The sequence below is a fragment of the Gordonia hankookensis genome, assembly GCF_014673215.1.
Lineage (GTDB): Bacteria > Actinomycetota > Actinomycetes > Mycobacteriales > Mycobacteriaceae > Gordonia > Gordonia hankookensis.
Genome location: NZ_JACWMS010000002.1, coordinates 1,204,052 through 1,221,484 on the forward strand (window position 1 = coordinate 1,204,052; position 17,433 = coordinate 1,221,484).

14 protein-coding genes and 2 tRNA genes are annotated in these 17,433 nt (G+C 64.6%); 11 read left to right on the plus strand and 5 right to left on the minus strand.

What is annotated here, in order from left to right; genetic code table 11:
- Positions 1-169: 169 nt before the first annotated feature.
- From IDF66_RS12765 to rpmH, 5 genes are all read right to left on the minus strand, one after another.
- Positions 170-880, minus strand: coding sequence for a Jag family protein (locus IDF66_RS12765; RefSeq protein ID WP_190267102.1), 711 nt, complete (start codon positions 878-880; stop codon positions 170-172).
- Positions 881-957: 77 nt separating this feature from the next.
- Positions 958-2,289 carry a membrane protein insertase YidC gene (gene yidC, locus IDF66_RS12770; RefSeq protein ID WP_190267103.1) on the minus strand — a complete coding sequence of 444 codons (1,332 nt, stop codon included), beginning with the start codon at positions 2,287-2,289 and terminating at the stop codon, positions 958-960.
- Between the two features lie 3 nt (positions 2,290-2,292).
- Positions 2,293-2,625: a membrane protein insertion efficiency factor YidD gene (yidD, locus tag IDF66_RS12775; RefSeq protein WP_164310087.1), complete on the minus strand. Its 333-nt coding sequence runs from the start codon at positions 2,623-2,625 to the stop codon at positions 2,293-2,295.
- On the minus strand, positions 2,622-3,044 hold the full coding sequence (gene rnpA, locus IDF66_RS12780; protein ID WP_190267104.1) for a ribonuclease P protein component: 423 nt from the start codon (positions 3,042-3,044) through the stop codon (positions 2,622-2,624). Before rnpA ends, yidD begins: the two co-directional genes overlap by 4 nt.
- A gap of 53 nt (positions 3,045-3,097) precedes the next feature.
- The gene (gene rpmH, locus IDF66_RS12785) at positions 3,098-3,241 is read right to left on the minus strand and encodes a 50S ribosomal protein L34 (RefSeq protein WP_124709456.1); all 144 of its coding nucleotides are present in this window, start codon (positions 3,239-3,241) and stop codon (positions 3,098-3,100) included.
- Between the two features lie 584 nt (positions 3,242-3,825).
- Between rpmH and dnaA the strand changes: the two genes are divergently transcribed.
- From dnaA to IDF66_RS12840, 11 genes are all read left to right on the plus strand, one after another.
- Positions 3,826-5,328 carry a chromosomal replication initiator protein DnaA gene (dnaA, locus tag IDF66_RS12790; RefSeq protein WP_190267105.1) on the plus strand — a complete coding sequence of 501 codons (1,503 nt, stop codon included), beginning with the start codon at positions 3,826-3,828 and terminating at the stop codon, positions 5,326-5,328.
- A gap of 588 nt (positions 5,329-5,916) precedes the next feature.
- On the plus strand, positions 5,917-7,122 hold the full coding sequence (dnaN, locus tag IDF66_RS12795) for a DNA polymerase III subunit beta (RefSeq protein ID WP_190267106.1): 1,206 nt from the start codon (positions 5,917-5,919) through the stop codon (positions 7,120-7,122).
- 48 nt (positions 7,123-7,170) lie between these two features.
- The gene (gene gnd, locus IDF66_RS12800) at positions 7,171-8,097 is read left to right on the plus strand and encodes a phosphogluconate dehydrogenase (NAD(+)-dependent, decarboxylating) (RefSeq protein ID WP_190267107.1); all 927 of its coding nucleotides are present in this window, start codon (positions 7,171-7,173) and stop codon (positions 8,095-8,097) included.
- A 1-nt stretch (position 8,098) separates the two neighbouring features.
- A complete protein-coding gene (recF, locus tag IDF66_RS12805) occupies positions 8,099-9,292 on the plus strand; it encodes a DNA replication/repair protein RecF (protein WP_190267108.1) in 1,194 nt (397 codons plus the stop codon).
- Positions 9,289-9,849: a DUF721 family protein gene (locus IDF66_RS12810; RefSeq protein WP_190267109.1), complete on the plus strand. Its 561-nt coding sequence runs from the start codon at positions 9,289-9,291 to the stop codon at positions 9,847-9,849. The genes recF and IDF66_RS12810 overlap by 4 nt, the downstream gene beginning before the upstream one ends.
- 331 nt (positions 9,850-10,180) lie before the next feature.
- Positions 10,181-12,256: a DNA topoisomerase (ATP-hydrolyzing) subunit B gene (gene gyrB / locus IDF66_RS12815; RefSeq protein ID WP_190267110.1), complete on the plus strand. Its 2,076-nt coding sequence runs from the start codon at positions 10,181-10,183 to the stop codon at positions 12,254-12,256.
- Positions 12,257-12,340: 84 nt separating this feature from the next.
- Entirely contained in the window at positions 12,341-14,845 is a 2,505-nt protein-coding gene (gyrA, locus tag IDF66_RS12820; RefSeq protein WP_190267111.1) for a DNA gyrase subunit A, read from the plus strand.
- Between the two features lie 66 nt (positions 14,846-14,911).
- Complete coding sequence (locus IDF66_RS12825) at positions 14,912-15,868, plus strand: DUF3566 domain-containing protein (protein WP_203588391.1); 957 nt, start codon at positions 14,912-14,914, stop codon at positions 15,866-15,868.
- A 117-nt stretch (positions 15,869-15,985) separates the two neighbouring features.
- Positions 15,986-16,059 (plus strand) — tRNA-Ile (locus IDF66_RS12830).
- A 60-nt stretch (positions 16,060-16,119) separates the two neighbouring features.
- Positions 16,120-16,195: transfer RNA gene (locus IDF66_RS12835), tRNA-Ala, on the plus strand.
- Positions 16,196-16,412: 217 nt separating this feature from the next.
- On the plus strand, positions 16,413-17,174 hold the full coding sequence (locus IDF66_RS12840) for a class II aldolase/adducin family protein (protein ID WP_190267112.1): 762 nt from the start codon (positions 16,413-16,415) through the stop codon (positions 17,172-17,174).
- Positions 17,175-17,433 lie beyond the last annotated feature (259 nt).

The window sequence follows — 17,433 nt, forward strand, 5'->3', positions numbered from 1 at the left end:
GCTGGAGCTGGCTGTGTTTCACGTGAAACGAACGACAGAACTGACTCCACGCGTTTCACGTGAAACAGCGCAGCAGTCGTGGGTCGTGAACTGCATCGATGTGATTACTGATGCCGGATACAACAAAGTCCCGGCCGTAACCGGGACTTCGTCGTATGCGTTCACAACACTAGCTGGACCGCAGCACCACCACGCGGCGCTTGGGCTCGGCGCCCTCGCTCTCGCTCACCACGCCGTCGACCGCAGCCACTGCGTCGTGCACGATCTTGCGCTCAAACGGCGTCATCGGGTCCAACTCCTCGCGGACACCCGACTCACGGACACGCTCCGCCACCTCGGTACCGATCCGGGCCAGACGGTCGCGACGATCCGCACGCCACCGCGCGATGTCCAGCATCAGCCGGCTCCGATCGCCCGTCGCCTGCTGCACTGCCAGACGCGTCAGCTCCTGCAGCGCGTCGAGGACCTCGCCCTTACGGCCGACCAGCTTCGTCAGATCGTCGCCCCCGTCGATACTCACGATCGCGCGGTCACCGTCGACGTCGAGATCGATGTCGCCGTCGAAGTCGAGCACGTCGAGGAGCTGCTCCAGGTAGTCACCGGCGATCTCGCCCTCTTCGACCAGACGTTCCTCGTCGTCTACCTCGTCATCGTCGGAGTCATCGTCCTCGTCCGACTCGTCCGCATCATCGGTAGCGGTTGCCGAGCCGGCATCGGCACCCGAGGCTTCTCCCGCACCGGCGACTGTCCCAGCCGTCTCGGTCTCCGGCGTCTTGCCATCCAACGTCTCGACCACACCGCCTTCCGTGACCTCGTCGGCCGACTGCGCGGCGTCGTCGCGGATCTCCTGCTCGTCCTGTGCAGCGGTCTCTGCTGTCATCTCAATCCCACCTAACTCTGCTTCCGATCAACGTCTCTGGTGCCACCCACGAAGGGGAGGGGAGTGGCTGCCCTCGATCAGTGGCGTCCGCCGGGACGGCCGCCCTTCTTACGTTTCGCATTGCCCTTACGGTTCTTGCCCGCGACGTGGGCGGTACCCGACTTCTGACCTGCGGGAGCTTTCTGACCTGCGGGGGCCTTCTGACCACCGGATTCGCCACTGGCGCCGGCCTTCGTCGTCGCGCCATCACCGTCGACGCTCGACGCCGACTCATCAGATACCGCGCTCGAGTCCGGGTCGGAGGTCGCGACACCGTCGGGCTCGGTGGCCGCAGAGGACGCCGGGGCATCCTTCGCACGACGATCCGGACGAAGCCACCGTTGCAGACCGCTCAGCGGACCAGCCGACGTCGCAACCGCCGCTGCGGGCGCCGCCGACTCCGCCTCGTCCGCGTTTCCGTCCGACTCACCCTTGGCGAGTTTTCGACCGGGATCGGGACGCGCGCCGGGCTTGGGCGCGTTGGCTTTCTGCTTCTCCTGTTTCGCCAGTTTCGCCGCTTCCTCTTCCTTCGCGATACGACCGAAGACGATGTGCTGCTGGCCGTAGGTCCAGATGTTGTTACTCATCCAGTACAGGAGGATGGCCACCGGGAAGAACGGACCGGTCACCAGAATGCCCAACGGGAAGACGTACAGCGCCAGCATATTCATCATGCGGGTCTGCGGATTCTCGAGAGCCGCCTCGGGCTGACGGGCCACCGACGCTCGCGAGTTCATGTGCGTCGCGATCGACGCAATGATCATCATCGGGATCACCACCACCACGATCTGCCCGCGGGTGAAGTCGATCGGGGCGCCCGGCTGGACGAACGCCTGGAACTGCTCGACCGGCTCGGTGATGAACGCCGACAACGGGACACCGAACAGACGGGCATCGAGGAAGTTCTGCACGAGTTCCGGGCTGAAGGCGTAGTTGCCCACCAGACGTGTCTGCTCGGGCGTCATCCCGAGCTGGCCCATGCCGGTCGCCGTGCGGTTGAAGGACCGCAACACGTGGAACAGGCCGATGAACACCGGGACCTGCAGCAGCATCGGCAAGCAGCCGAGCAGGGGATTGAACCCGTGCTCCTTCTGCAGCTTCTGCATCTCCTCGGTCATCTTGACGCGATCCTTGGCGTACTTCTTACGGATCGCCTGGAGCTGAGGATTGATCTCCTGCATCTTCTTCGTGGTGCGGATCTGCTTCACGAAGGGCTTGTACAGAATGGCGCGCAGGGTGAACACGAGGAACACCACCGACAGCGCCCAGGCCACACCGTTGCCTCCCGGGGTATCCGGCGTGATCTCGGCGAAGAGCCAATGCCAGACCCACATGATCCAGGAGACCGGATAGTAGATGAAGTTGAGCACGGGTCAGTTACCCCTAACCTCTGACGGTGTGTTTTCGGTGGCTCTGAACAGGTCCCGGAACCCACGTTCGGGTACCGGGTCGTAGCCGGGTTTGTGCCACGGGCCGCATTTGAGCAGCCGCACGATCGACAACCACCCGCCATAGACGAATCCATGGCGGGTGAGGGCCTCGACGGCATATGCCGAACACGTCGGCTCGAAGCGGCACGTGGGAAGCCGCAGTGGGGAGACCCAGGTGCGGTACAGCTCGATCAGGAAGATGATGATCCGCCGCGGCAGAAGGTAGAACCACCGCGCGGGTGTTCTCCGTTCGACCCCGTTGTCGGAATCTGTCATCGCAATGCCTGACGGTCGGAAGGGTCGAAGGCTTCCCGGACTCGGCGACGCGACAACGCGTCGGCGATTTGCTCCGAGAGTTCGATGCTGCTGAGTTCCACAGTGGACCTGCGGGCCCTGATGACCATCATGGTCTGAGGAATCCGGAAATCAGCGCGACGCTGGTGAAAGGCTGCACGGAGCCGGCGTGCCACCCGATGCCGGATGACTGCATTGCCGACGGTCTTGCTCACGATCAGCCCCAGCCACGGTCCGCCGACAGTGGCGACATCAGGGTCTCGTGGGCCGCAGGGGTCGGTAGTCGACCCCGTGAGCGGGAGAACATGGACGACGAGGTCACGCGTAGTCACCCGCACACCGGTCTTCAGCGTGCGATCGAAGTCGGATCCCCGAGAGATCCGATGCGCAGCAGCCACCATCGATACCAGCGACCGGCGATGTCGAGGACACCGCCGGTGTTGTCGCTGTCGAATCAGGCGGTGAGCTTTGCGCGGCCCTTGCTGCGGCGACCGTTGACGATGGCGCGGCCGGCGCGGGTGCGCATCCGCAACCGGAAACCGTGGACGCGCGAACGACGACGGTTGTTGGGCTGGAAAGTCCGCTTTCCCTTGGCCATGGGTGACTCCTTGTGCTCCTGCGTGGCGCCGCGCCGACTTGCACGCGCGAACCACATCCTTCTTGGTGGTCTTCTGATCCCGGTGCGGTGCCGAACTGGTGTCGGTTGGGCGTCCGTGGATGTACCGACCTTCCCCGAAATGCTCTCGGGACCGACCACCACATGACCACAGGCCACCGCGCAAATACGCAACCTGGATGACCAGTCGAGACTACTGAGTACGACCGAGCAAATCAAACGAGCGCAAGGCAAACACCGCCCCACGTGACGTCGCACACAGGTCACCCGGCGTGGACCACGATCCGGATGCACAATCGGGGTGACTTAATCCGCTGATTCACTTTGTCGGCGGGACTGCACTCTGTTAACTTCGGGCGCAGAGTCAACGAAGAGACGATTCAGTGGACCCTTCCGGCCGCCAGAGCACTCAACGTACCCCCAGATCTGTACACAGCTGTGGACAACCATGTGGACAACTCATGGCAGGGTGCGGCATGGTGACATCCTCATGACCGACGCTGGTCGTTGTTCCGGCAGGAGGGCCTGGCTTCTTATGAGTGATGCACCGTGATGAGTGATGCACTGTGATGAGTGATCGCGATACGTTCGGCGAGGTCTGGCAGAGCGTGGTGGCCGAGCTCAACAACGACGCCGCCGCACACGACCACGAACCGTTGACCCGCCAGCAGAAGGCCTGGCTCTCGCTCGTCCAGCCGCTCACCCTCGCCGAGGGGTTCGCACTGCTCACCGTGCCTACCCCGCTGGTCCAGGAACAGATCGAGCGCAATCTCCGCGACACCATCCGGTCGGCCCTCAGCCGCCACCTCGGCCAGCCCGTCGATCTCGGCGTCCGCATCTCCACACCGGTCGTCGAGGAACCGCTCCCCGAACCGGTCACGCAGATGTCCGAACGGTCCGATCCCGCGGTCGCCACCGTCACTTCGCCCCCTCCCAACCAGAGTGGCTTCGACGGACGGCCCGAACGCGCGTCGACCTCGGAACCCGCGGACTGGTCGACCTACTTCGCCGAGCGGCCGACCTCCGGGCAGTCACCGTCGAGTGCCAATCTCAGTCCCAAGTACACCTTCGACACCTTCGTCATCGGTGCGTCGAACCGATTCGCCCACGCGTCGGCCGTCGCGGTCGCCGAGGCACCGGCCCGCGCTTACAACCCGCTGTTCATCTGGGGCGAGTCCGGGCTCGGCAAGACCCACCTCCTGCATGCGGCGGGTCACTATGCGCAGCGCCTGTTTCCCGGGATGCGGGTGAAGTACGTCTCGACCGAAGAGTTCACCAACGACTTCATCAACTCCCTGCGTGACGACCGGCGGGTCGCGTTCAAACGCAGGTACCGCGACGTCGACGTCCTACTCGTCGACGACATCCAGTTCCTGATCGGCAAAGAAGGTATCCAGGAAGAGTTCTTCCACACCTTCAACACGCTGCACAACGCCAGCAAGCAGATCGTCGTCTCGTCTGATCGGCCACCGAAACAGCTTGCGACACTGGAGGACCGGCTCCGAACTCGATTCGAGTGGGGGCTGATCACCGATGTCCAGCCGCCCGATCTCGAGACACGGATCGCGATCCTGCGCAAGAAGGCACAGATGGACAACATCGCGGTGCCCGACGATGTGCTCGAACTCATCGCGTCGAAGATCGAGCGCAACATCCGTGAACTCGAGGGCGCTCTGATCAGGGTCACCGCGTTCGCCTCCCTCAACAACGCCGACCTCGACAAGTCGCTCGCCGAGGTCGTCCTACAGGCACTGCTGCCCAATTCCGGGACCCTCGAGGTCAGTGCGGCAAGCATCCTGGCGATCACCGCCGAGTACTTCGACATCTCCGTCGAGGAACTCCGTGGCCCCGGCAAGACCCGATCGATCGCACAGGCGCGGCAGATCTCCATGTATCTCTGCCGCGAACTGACCGACCTCTCCCTCCCGAAGATCGGCGAGACGTTCGATCGCGACCACACCACGGTCATGTACGCCGAGCGCAAGATCCGCAAGGAGATGGCCGAGCGACGCAAGGTCTACGACCACGTCCAGGAGCTCACCGCGCGCATCAAACAACGCGCTGTCTGAACCACTCCGGTAGCAACTCTCGACTCGAACCACAGAGTTTGTCATGCCCGGATCCGCTGGATCCGTGCTGATTCGGCGACCGATTGTTGTCATCACCAGCTGTGGACAACCTTCGGGATAACCGGCCTCCGCTTGTGCACCGAACGTGGAGAGAGGTTGAACAGTCGTGGGATTCCACATGACCGGCCGGACGCCTCGACAGATATCCACCGCACATCCACAGCCGCCGGTCCGCCGTGACCAGTCACGATCAGCGTTCGTACACAGATCCACAGGCCCTATTACTGTCATGGATCCTTCTCTAGAGAATCTCTTCTAAAAGAAGGGACTGTGCACAGTGAGCATCAGGACCCGACCAGCGCCACGAGATCGCCGCGTTCAGTTCCCCCCAACACCTCCCCGTCTGGCACCCTCGTTCTACAGTGGAATCCCCACCCGGAATCCCATTCGCACGAGCGAGCGGTATTCCGGCGGGAATCCCCATGCGAACCGCTCACCGCACTCGCGCCGGGCCGATCCGGATCGGTGCGCTGCGGATTCGGGTGGGCGTGACGAGAGTCAGCAGACAGAGAAGGGCAACCACCCAGCATGAAGTTCCGTGTCGCGCGTGACGAGTTCGCAGATTCCGTTGCCTGGGTGGCCCGCAGCCTGCCTGCGCGCCCGCCGGTCCCGGTGCTGGGATGTGTGGTTCTGACCGTCGGCGATTCGGGCGCCGGGAACGCAGAGAGCGGGCCCAATGGCGGCGGCTTGGAGGTCTCGGGCTTCGACTACGAGGTGTCCGCGCAGGAGTCCGTCGCGGCAGAGGTCGCCGAGCCCGGCAAGGTGCTCGTCTCGGGGCGTCTGCTCGCCGACATCACCAAGGCTCTGCCGAACAAGCCGGTCGACGTGAGCCTCGACGGCACGCGTGTGGCCATCGCCTGCGGCAGCGCCAAGTTCTCACTGCCGACGATGCCCGTCGAGGATTACCCGGAGCTGCCGACCCCGCCGTCGGTCACCGGAACCATTCCGGCCCAGATCTTCGCCGAGGCGATCGGCCAGGTCGCCGTTGCCGCCGGCCGCGACGACACGCTGCCGATGTTGACCGGTGTCCGCGTCGAGATCGAGGGCAATCGCGTCGTGCTGGCCGCCACCGACCGGTTCCGCCTGGCCGTGCGCGAATTGGAGTGGGATCCGACCGCGTCCGAGACCTCCGGCGCGGTGCTGGTGCCGGCAAAGACACTCTCGGAGAGCGCCCGTACCGCGGGATCGGAGTCCACAGGACAGATCTCGCTGGCATTCGGCACCGGATCCGGCATCGGCGGCGAGGGAATCCTCGGCATCCTGGGGGAGACCAAGCGCACCACCACCCGGTTGCTCGACGCCGAGTTCCCGAAGTTCCGCCAGCTGCTCCCGGCGAGCCACACCGCCATCGCGACCATCGAGAGTGCGCCGCTGATCGAGGCGATCAAGCGTGTCGCGCTCGTCGCCGAGCGCGGGGCGCAGGTGCGGATGGAGTTCAGTGAGGGCACCTTGCTGCTCACCGCGGGTGGCGACGAGGCAGGCAAGGCCGAGGAAGAACTCGCCGTGCAGTTCCACGGTGAGCCCCTGACGATCGCCTTCAACCCCGGCTACCTGCAGGACGGGCTCTCCGCGATCGGCGTCGCGTCGGTGGATTTCGGATTCACCACGCCGAGCCGGCCTGCGGTGTTGCGGCCGTCGACCGGTGAGGATCCGGTGGCCGACGAATCGGGCGCGTACGTCGCCCCGAACAGCGTGTTCACCTACTTGCTGATGCCGGTTCGTCTGCCCGGCTGATCCGCGGATCCGTCCATTTTCCAAGCTCCACCGAGCGGAGGGTCGTCGATGCAACTCGGACTGGTCGGTCTCGGGAAGATGGGTGCCAACATGCGCACCCGGATCCAGGAGGCGGGACATCACGTCGTGGGTTACGACCCACGCCCGGAGGTCTCCGACGTCGCCTCCCTCGCCGACATGGTCGGTGCTCTCGAGGCACCGCGGGTGATCTGGGTGATGGTGCCGTCGGGAGATCCGACGCGTACCACCGTCGCTCAGCTGGCTGATCTGCTCGAGGACGGTGACCTGGTCATCGACGGTGGGAACTCCAAGTACACCGATGACCTGCCGAACTCACAGACCCTGGGCGCCAAGGGAATCGGATACATCGACTGCGGTGTGTCCGGAGGTGTATGGGGCCTCGAGAACGGCTACGGACTGATGGTGGGCGGCACCGACGACGACGTCGAACGGGCCATGCCGATCTTCGACGCGCTGCGGCCGCCGGGGGAACGTGCCGATGGTTTCGCCCATGCGGGCCCGGTCGGCGCCGGGCACTACGCCAAGATGGTCCACAACGGCGTCGAGTACGGGCTGATGCATGCGTATGGCGAGGGCTACGAACTCCTCTGCGCTGAGCCGCTGATCACCGATGTCGAGGGCACGCTGCGGGCCTGGACCCAAGGGACGGTTGTCCGGTCCTGGCTCCTGGAACTGCTGGTACGGGCGCTCCAGGAGGATCCTGGATTCTCCGAGATCTCCGACTACACCACGGATTCCGGCGAGGGACGGTGGACCGTCGAGGAAGCCATCCGGCATTCGGTACCGGCCAACGTCATCTCCGCCGCGCTGTTCGCGCGATTCGCGTCTCGCCAGGATCAGGGATCACCAGCGCTGAAGGCGGTGTCCGCGTTGCGGAATCAATTCGGCGGACATGCGGTGACCGACAAGCAGGGACGTTCGGTCGGCGAAACCGGTACGCCCGTCGCGGATTGACGTGTACGTTCGCGAGCTGCGCCTGCGTGACTTCCGATCCTGGGGCGAGATCGATCTGACTCTGCGCCCCGAACCCACCATCTTCGTGGGCCGCAACGGATTCGGTAAGACCAACCTCCTCGAGGCCGTCTACTATCTGGCACATCTGAGGTCACACCGGGTCAGCTCCGACGCGCCGCTCGTGCACAGCGGCGCCGATGCCGCCCTGGTCACGGCGACGGTGGAGAACGCCGGCCGCGAGCTCACCGTGCAGTTGCAGATCAAGGCCGACGGTGCCAACAAGTCAACTGTCAACGGCAGCCCCTCGCGCCGCTCTCGCGACATCCTCGGGATCCTGCGCGCGGTGATGTTCGCGCCCGAAGACCTGATGTTGATCCGGGGGGATCCTTCCGAACGACGACGCTTCATCGACGAGTTGGTGGCACAGCGCGGACCACGTTGGGCGGCAACACGTTCCGACTATGATCGGGTTCTCCGCCAGCGTTCTGCGCTGCTCAAGACCGCAGGCGCTGCGCTCCGGCGCGGCGGTTCGGACGCGGATTCGGTGATCAGTACGCTCGACGTGTGGGACGGTCAGCTCGCCGATCTGGGCGGGCAGGTCACCGCGGCGCGGATCGAGGTACTGCGCGCGCTGACCCCCCATGTCACCGAGTCCTATGCGGCGATCGCACCCCATTCACGTTCGGCGACCCTGGCCTACCGTGCCGCAGCCGGACCCGACGTGGTCCCGCCAGACGATGCGCCGGTGTCCGCCGACGAGATCGGTGCGATCCTGCTGGCCCGGCTCAGTGAACTTCGCAGCAAGGAGATCGACCGCGGGGTCAGTCTGGTCGGTCCGCACCGTGACGACATCGACATCGTGCTCGGCGACGACGTGGCGAAGGGGTTCGCGAGTCACGGTGAGTCGTGGTCGCTGGCGCTGGCATTGCGACTCGGATCCGTGGAACTCGTGCGGGCCGACGGCGTGGAACCGGTGATCATGCTCGACGACGTGTTCGCCGAACTCGATGCTCAGCGTCGTGCGCAACTCGTCGCATTCACCGAATCCGCCGAACAGTTGCTGGTCACCGCAGCCGTCGCCGACGACATCCCGGCGGCGATCGCGGGTCGTCGCATCAATGTCGGCGTGACGGAGGAGAATGGTCCCCGGCGCTCGGTCGTGAGCGGCGACGACATCGGGGAGGGCGGCACATGAGCGACGATCCCGCGGTACCCGAACAGTCATCCGCACCCGCGCCGTCCTCGGGTTACGAACTCGCGCGACAGGCCCTCGAAGAAGCCAGGGCCGCCGCGCGCGCTGCCGGCAAGTCGGTCGGTCAGGGACGTTCCTCACCGATCACGGGGGCGCGACGGAACGTGGGCAGGCGACGGCGATGGTCCGGATCCGGTCCGGACGGTCGCGATCCGCAGCCGCTGGGACGACTGGCAGGCCATATCGCCAAGGAACGCGGCTGGCAGCCGCATATCGGACAGGGCACCCTGTTCGGGATGTGGGAGCAGATCGTCGGCGCCGACATCGCCGCACATGCACAGCCGACAACGTTGAGTGACAACGTCTTACACATCCAGGCGGAGTCGACGGCCTGGGCCACCCAGCTGCGGTACATGCAGCCGACCATCCTGGCGAAGATCGCTGCCGCCGTCGGAGACGGCATGGTGACCGGTCTGCGGATCACCGGGCCGAAGGCGCCGTCGTGGCGCAAGGGTCCCCGGCACATCTCCGGTCGCGGTCCCCGGGACACCTACGGCTGAGACCCACCGAGCCATCGGGCAGGCCACGCCTAGCAGATCCCGAGCCGCAAAGCGAGGTCAGCTTTCCCCCAGACCGTAGATTTGCCGCCGATGCACAATCGGACCGGCATCGGCCGAAAAAAATCGATCTACGCGGACGGTAGCGGCCCCGGATACCCGTTTCTGTTCGGGTCAGGCAGTACTATGTAGTAGTTGTCCCGACAGGGGTGGACGTCAGCCGGTCTCCGGGCCCGGGCTGTATACCGATCTCGTCCGCGTCACCGGCGCGGATCAGGTCGTCGTGTGTCCACTGCTGCGGGTATCACCGAGACAGAAGGAGCGGACGCAACTCGTGGCCGACACCAACGACCCCAATCAGTCCGAGAGCGCTGCGGCGAAGAAGAGCCGCAAGCCGAAGAAGTCGGGCGAGTACGGCGCCGATTCGATCAGCATCCTCGAAGGTCTCGAAGCCGTCCGGAAGCGCCCCGGTATGTACATCGGGTCGACCGGCGAGCGAGGGCTGCACCACCTGATCTGGGAGGTCGTCGACAACTCGGTCGACGAGGCGATGGCCGGGCACGCGAGCCGCGTGGACGTCACCCTCCTCGAGGACGGCGGCGTCCAGGTCGTCGACGACGGCCGTGGCATTCCGGTGGACATGCACAAGACGGGTGTACCCACCGTCGAAGTCGTCATGACCCAACTCCACGCAGGCGGCAAGTTCGATTCCGAGGCGTACGCCGTCTCCGGTGGTCTGCACGGCGTGGGCATCTCGGTGGTCAACGCGCTGTCGACCAAGGTCGAACTCGAGATCAACTACGGCGGATTCCACTGGGATCAGACCTACGACTATGCGAAGCCGGGACCACTCAACCAGGGCGAGGCCACCCGCAAGACCGGCACCACCGTCCGGTTCTGGCCGGACGCCAAGATCTTCGAGTCCACGACGTTCAGTGCGGAGACGATCGCACGTCGTCTCCAGGAGATGGCCTTCCTCAACAAGGGCCTGACCATCACCCTCACCGACAATCGTCTCAGTGACGAAGCTGTTGTCGCCGAGGCCGAGATGGACGAGGGCGACGATTCGGCCGAGAGCATCAAGTCGGAGGCCGAGAAGGCGCAGAAGGCGGCCAAGGTCCGCACCCGCACCTATCACTATGCCGACGGCCTGATCGACTACATCAAGCACCTGAATCGCACCAAGAACGCGATCCACGCCTCGGTGATCGGGTTCACCGCAAAGGGCACCGGCCACGAACTCGAGATCGCGATGCAGTGGAATGCCGGCTATTCGGAGTCGGTGCACACCTTCGCGAACACGATCAACACCCATGAGGGCGGTACCCACGAAGAGGGCTTCCGCGCGGCGCTCACCAGCACGGTCAACAAGTACGCCTACGACAAGAAGCTCCTCAAGGAAAAGGACGGAAAGCTCACCGGCGACGACATCCGCGAAGGCCTTGCGGCAGTCATCTCGGTGAAGGTCGGCGACCCGCAGTTCGAGGGTCAGACCAAGACCAAGCTCGGCAACACCGAGGTCAAGAGCTTTGTGCAGAAGACATGCAACGAGCACCTCGGCCACTGGTTCGAGGCCAATCCGGCCGAGGCGAAGACCATCGTGAAGAAGGCGGTCGACTCGGCGCAAGCACGCCTCGCGGCCCGCAAGGCACGAGAGTTGGTGCGGCGCAAGACCGCAACCGATATCGGGGGTCTGCCCGGCAAGCTCGCCGACTGCCGCAGCAACGATCCCAGCAAGTGCGAGGTCTACATCGTCGAGGGCGACTCGGCCGGTGGTAGTGCCAAGTCCGGCCGGGACTCGATGTACCAGGCGATCCTGCCGTTGCGCGGCAAGATCATCAACGTGGAGAAGGCACGCATCGATCGCGTGCTGAAGAACACCGAGGTCCAGTCGATCATCACGGCTTTCGGTACCGGCATCCATGACGAGTTCGATCTCGCCAAACTGCGGTATCACAAGATCGTGCTGATGGCCGACGCCGACGTCGACGGCCAGCACATCTCGACACTGCTGCTCACCCTGCTGTTCAGGTTCATGCGGCCGCTCGTCGAACACGGACACGTCTTCCTCGCGCAGCCGCCGCTGTACAAACTCAAGTGGCAGAAGAGCGATCCGGAGTTCGCCTACTCCGACCGCGAGCGCGACGGACTCCTCGAGGCCGGGCGGGCTGCCGGCCGGAAGATCAACGTCGACGACGGCATCCAGCGCTACAAGGGCCTCGGTGAGATGAATGCCAAGGAGCTGTGGGAGACCACGATGGATCCCTCGGTCCGGGTGCTTCGTCAGGTGACGCTCGACGACGCGGCCGCCGCCGACGAACTGTTCTCGATCCTGATGGGAGAGGATGTGGCCGCCCGACGCAGCTTCATCGCCCGTAACGCCAAAGACGTTCGTTTCCTGGATGTCTGACCACACTTCGCCGGCCGTCACGCCGGTCGAGGTGCGAGGAGCGTTCGCGACGAGCCTCGAAACCCTGTGTGAGAAGGAATCTTCATGACTGACACCACGCTGCCACCTGCCGACGGTGCGGGCGACCGCATCGAACCGGTCGATCTCGGCCAGGAGATGCAGAACAGCTACATCGATTACGCGATGAGCGTGATCGTGGGTCGCGCGCTCCCGGAGGTTCGCGACGGCCTCAAGCCGGTGCACCGCCGACTGCTCTACGCATCCTTCGATGCCGGGTTCCGGCCCGATCGCAGTTACGTGAAATCGGCGAAACCCGTTGCCGAGACGATGGGTAACTATCACCCACACGGTGATACCGCGATCTACGACGCGCTGGTGCGTCTCGCCCAGCCCTGGTCGATGCGCTATCCCCTCATCGACGGACAGGGCAATTTCGGTTCGCGTGGCAACGACGGCGCGGCCGCGATGCGTTACACCGAGGCCCGCCTCACCCCGTTGGCGATGGAGATGCTGCGCGACATCGACAAGGAGACAGTCGATTTCACGCCGAACTACGACGGCAAGACCAATGAGCCGACCGTCCTGCCGTCGCGGATCCCGAACCTGCTGATCAATGGTTCGGGTGGCATCGCGGTGGGTATGGCCACCAACATCCCGCCCCACAACCTCAATGAGGTTGCCGCTGCGGTGTTCTGGGCCCTCGACAACCCCGAGGCAGATGACGAGGCGCTGCTGGCGGCCTGCATGGATTGCGTCAAGGGACCGGATTTCCCCACGGCGGCACTCATCGTCGGTGGGCAGGGGATCAAGGATGCCTACACCACCGGCCGTGGCAGTATCCGGATGCGCAGCGTCGTCGACATCGAGGAGAACAAGGGCACCACGACCCTCGTCGTCACCGAACTGCCGTATCAGGTCAACCCGGACAACCTGATCCAGTCGATCGCCGAACAGGTCAACGAAGGAAAGCTCAAGGGCATCAGCCGGATCGAGGATCAGTCCTCGGACCGCGTGGGTATGCGCATCGTGGTCACCCTGCGCCGCGATGCCGTCGCCAAGGTCGTCCTGAACAACCTGTACAAGCACAGTCAGCTGCAGACCAGCTTCGGCGTGAACATGCTGTCGATCGTCGACGGTGTGCCGCGCACCCTGCGCCTCGATCAGATGATCCGGTACTACGTGGCGCATCAGATCGACGTGATCGTGCGTCGGACGCGGTACTTGTTGCGCAAGGCCGAGGAACGCGCCCACATCTTGCGTGGTCTGGTCAAGGCGCTCGACGCCCTCGACGAGGTCATCGCGCTGATCCGTGCGTCGGCCAACACCGAGTCGGCACGCAGCGGGTTGATGGATCTGCTGGAGATCGACGAAATTCAGGCAGACGCGATTCTTGCGATGCAGCTGCGCAGGCTGTCGGCATTGGAGCGGCAGAAGATCGTCGACGAACTCGCGGAGATCGAGCGAGAGATCGCCGATTACGAGGACATCTTGGCCAAGCCGGAGCGGCAGCGCGCCATCGTCCGCGATGAGCTGGCAGAGGTCGTCGAGAAGTACGGGGACGAGCGGCGGACCAAGATCATCGCGGCCGACGGTGACGTCTCCGACGAGGATCTCATCGCCCGTGAGGACGTCGTCGTCACGATCACCGAGACCGGCTATGCGAAACGTACGCGAACCGACCTCTACCGCAGCCAGCGCCGCGGCGGGAAGGGTGTGCAGGGCGCCGGGCTCAAGCAGGACGACATCGTCAAGCACTTCTTCGTCAGCTCGACCCACGACTGGATCCTGTTCTTCACCACCAAGGGCCGCGTCTACCGCGCCAAGGCGTATGAGCTGCCCGAGGCCAACCGCACTGCTCGTGGTCAGCACGTCGCCAACCTCCTGGCGTTCCAGCCGGAGGAGCGGATCGCGCAGGTCATCCAGCTGAAGACCTATCAGGACGCGCCGTATCTGGTACTCGCGACGCGCAACGGGCTGGTGAAGAAGTCGAAGCTCGAGGACTTCGACTCGAACCGTTCCGGTGGTATCGCCGCGATCAACCTCCGGGGTGAGGACGAACTGGTCGGCGCACAGTTGTGCAGTGCCGATGACGATCTGCTGCTCGTGTCGCAGAAGGGGCAGTCGATCCGTTTCCACGCCGATGACGAGGCGCTGCGGCCGATGGGTCGACAGACCTCCGGCGTGCAGGGCATGCGTTTCAACGGCGACGACGAGCTGCTGTCACTCAATGTGGTCCGAGAGGGCACTTACCTTCTCGTCGCGACCTCGGGCGGCTACGCCAAGCGGACCGCGATGGACGACTATCCCGTCCAGGGACGCGGCGGCAAGGGTGTGCTGACCATCCAGCACGATCGCAGGCGCGGCGAGATCGTCGGAGCGCTGATCGTCGACGACGATTCGGAGCTGTACGCGATCACCTCGGGTGGCGGCGTCATCCGGACCGGCGCCAAGCAGGTCCGACGTGCTGGTCGGCAGACCAAGGGCGTGCGTCTGATGAACCTCGACGAGGGCACCACCTTGCTCGCGATCGCCCGCAATGCCGACGAACCGGACGAGGATCCAGAAGCATCGGCGGGTCCCGGCAAGTAGCGTCCGGGCTCGGAGACCGGTAGCAGTTAGTGTGGGTCATACGACCACCGAATGAGGGAATTGCCAGTGAGCTCACCGAACACACCGGACGACAAGAAGCCGACAAACGGGGATGTCGGTCCTCACGCGGCTTCCGGTCCGGGTGCACAGGCGCCCGGATCCGGAGGCGAGCCCAATTCGCACGGGCCCGGTACCGGGCCGCAGGGCAGTGGTCCGGGAGGTCTCGTCCCGCCGTGGCAGCGCGGTCCGAACGGCAGCGGTGCAGCGCAGGCGCCCACCGGGCCCAACGGTTCGCCGCAGCACGGCGAGGGTCCGAACGGCACCGCGCATCAGCCGGGCCCGCCGCCGCGAGGGATCGTCAGTGCCACTGCCGCCGCCAGTATGGCCGGCCAGCAGGCGCCGATCACCAAACTGGATGATCCTCGTGGCGATTCCGCCGCATCGAACTTCCGGGGCGAATCGAGCGGTCCGCGGGGGAGCACCGCCACTGCCACCGACGAGTCGACGGAGAAGTTCGTCGAGTCGCCGACCAGGCATATCGAGCGAGACGACCTGCCCGGCGAGAAATTGCCGAATCTGGACGCCATTCACCATGTGAACGCACAGCCGGCAGCGCAGCAGACTGCGGCGCGGTCTGCGCCCACGTCGATCGGTGGCAGGCCTCTGCGCGCGGCGGTCCAGATCCGCCGTATCGACCCCTGGGCGACCTTCAAGATCGCGGCGGTGCTCTCGGTGGCAGGTTTCCTGATCTGGATGATCTCCGTGGCGGTGCTGTATCTGATCCTCGACGGCATGGGCGTGTGGGATCAGGTCAACAGTTCGTTCGGCACCTTGGTGACCGCGGACGGATCCAGTAGCGAAGGCGACATCATCGGGGCGGGCTCGGTGTTCGGCTGGGCGGTCCTGCTGGGCGCCATCAACGCGATCCTGCTGACGGCGCTGGCGACCATCGGTGCCTACATCTACAACCTGTGCGCCGACATGATCGGCGGCGCCGAGGTGACACTCGCCGATCTCGACTGACCGGTCGCGTCTCAATTCGTCCGTTGAATGCGGCGACGAGGAGCGGCGTATCGAGGCCCCCGACCACCCGTTTTGTATGTTCGGGCCCCGTTCGGGTAATCTCACACCTCGGTTCAAGGGCCTATAGCTCAGGCGGTTAGAGCGCTTCGCTGATAACGAAGAGGTCGGAGGTTCAAGTCCTCCTAGGCCCACTGCGAGAGGTGTTCCGCACACCCGATTCGCACCCAGTTCGGTCGTGACCCGACCGGTCCGGGGCCTTAGCTCAGTTGGTAGAGCGCTGCCTTTGCAAGGCAGATGTCAGGAGTTCGAATCTCCTAGGCTCCACCATTTTCGGCGTACTCTCTGAGACCTCGGCGTCTCCTAGCGTGGGACCGCATGTCGCTCCTGCTGAGACCACTCCCGTCGCCAAAGACCCTTCGCGCGCGAAAGGTGTCTGGCGAGGGATGAGGTGTCTATCGTCTCTGCTGGATCGGCTCGTGACGATCACGGGGCTCATCGACCCGATGCCACACTGGAAGCGTCCGAGCGGAGAGGTGGGCTGTCCATGGTTCCGGATCCGGTGAGCGTCGACGAGGCGGAACTCCGTCGACAACTGGCGGCCGTCTACCGGCTGATGGCGCACTTCACCATGACCGACCTCATCTTCACGCACATCTCCGTGCGGCTCCCTGGACCCGACGACCATTTCCTGATCAATCCGTACGGTTTGATGTTCGAGGAGATCACGGCGTCCAATCTGGTGCGGATCGACCTCGACGGTCGGGTGGTCGGGGACACCTCGGCGCCGGTCAATCCGGCCGGCTTCGTCATTCACAGCGCCATCCACCGCGAACGTCCGGATGCGCACTGCATCGTGCACACCCACACACTGGCCGGGTGTGCGGTCGCCGCGTCAGAATCGGGGTTGCTCCCGCTCAACCAGATCTCGATGGAGTTCGCGGGACGGGTCGGCTACCACGATTACGAGGGGGTGGCGCTCAACCTCGACGAACAGAAACGGTTGGTGGCCGACATCGGCTCCCACCCGGCGCTGATCCTGCGCAACCACGGTCTGCTGACGGTCGGGACCACCCCGGCGCAGGCCTTCTTGCGGATGTATTACCTGAACAAGGCGTGCGAGATACAAGTGGCGGCGACACGAGCCGGTGACGTGGTCATTCCCGACAGCGCCATCGTCGAGCACACGGCACAGCAACTCAACGGTGAGACGCCCGGAGATGATTTCACCGACGACGTCGGCTACGGCCTGGCCTGGGAGGCGTTGCTGCGACTCGTCGAGCGGATTGCGCCGGACTACAAGGAGTGAGTTGTCGTGGGTCCTGGGTCGGGGGCGCTTGTCGTTCACACGGAGGACGATCGTGGCGTCCGAATCCGCATGAAGTAGCGTGAACGCGTTGTTGGCGATCGATGTTGGGGGATTCTGGTGTTTACGCGGAAGATTTGGGTGCTGCTGCTCGCTGTCGTCGTAGCTGCGCTGAGCTTGCTGGGCGCTGGGCGTGTGGCAGCGGAGCCGCAGTTGCCGCGGATCGCGATCTACAGCGACAATTTCGGCACCGTGGGTGACC

Bases quoted from the DNA above. Each gene is read 5' to 3' on its own strand.
- IDF66_RS12840 (WP_190267112.1), top strand. From the start codon at position 16,413: ATGGTTCCGGATCCGGTGAGCGTCGACGAGGCGGAACTCCGTCGACAA.
- gnd (WP_190267107.1), top strand. From the start codon at position 7,171: ATGCAACTCGGACTGGTCGGTCTCGGGAAGATGGGTGCCAACATGCGC.
- dnaN (WP_190267106.1), top strand. From the start codon at position 5,917: ATGAAGTTCCGTGTCGCGCGTGACGAGTTCGCAGATTCCGTTGCCTGG.
- yidD (WP_164310087.1), bottom strand. From the start codon at position 2,625: ATGACAGATTCCGACAACGGGGTCGAACGGAGAACACCCGCGCGGTGG.
- rpmH (WP_124709456.1), bottom strand. From the start codon at position 3,241: ATGGCCAAGGGAAAGCGGACTTTCCAGCCCAACAACCGTCGTCGTTCG.
- IDF66_RS12765 (WP_190267102.1), bottom strand. From the start codon at position 880: ATGACAGCAGAGACCGCTGCACAGGACGAGCAGGAGATCCGCGACGAC.
- gyrA (WP_190267111.1), top strand. From the start codon at position 12,341: ATGACTGACACCACGCTGCCACCTGCCGACGGTGCGGGCGACCGCATC.
- rnpA (WP_190267104.1), bottom strand. From the start codon at position 3,044: ATGGTGGCTGCTGCGCATCGGATCTCTCGGGGATCCGACTTCGATCGC.
- IDF66_RS12810 (WP_190267109.1), top strand. From the start codon at position 9,289: ATGAGCGACGATCCCGCGGTACCCGAACAGTCATCCGCACCCGCGCCG.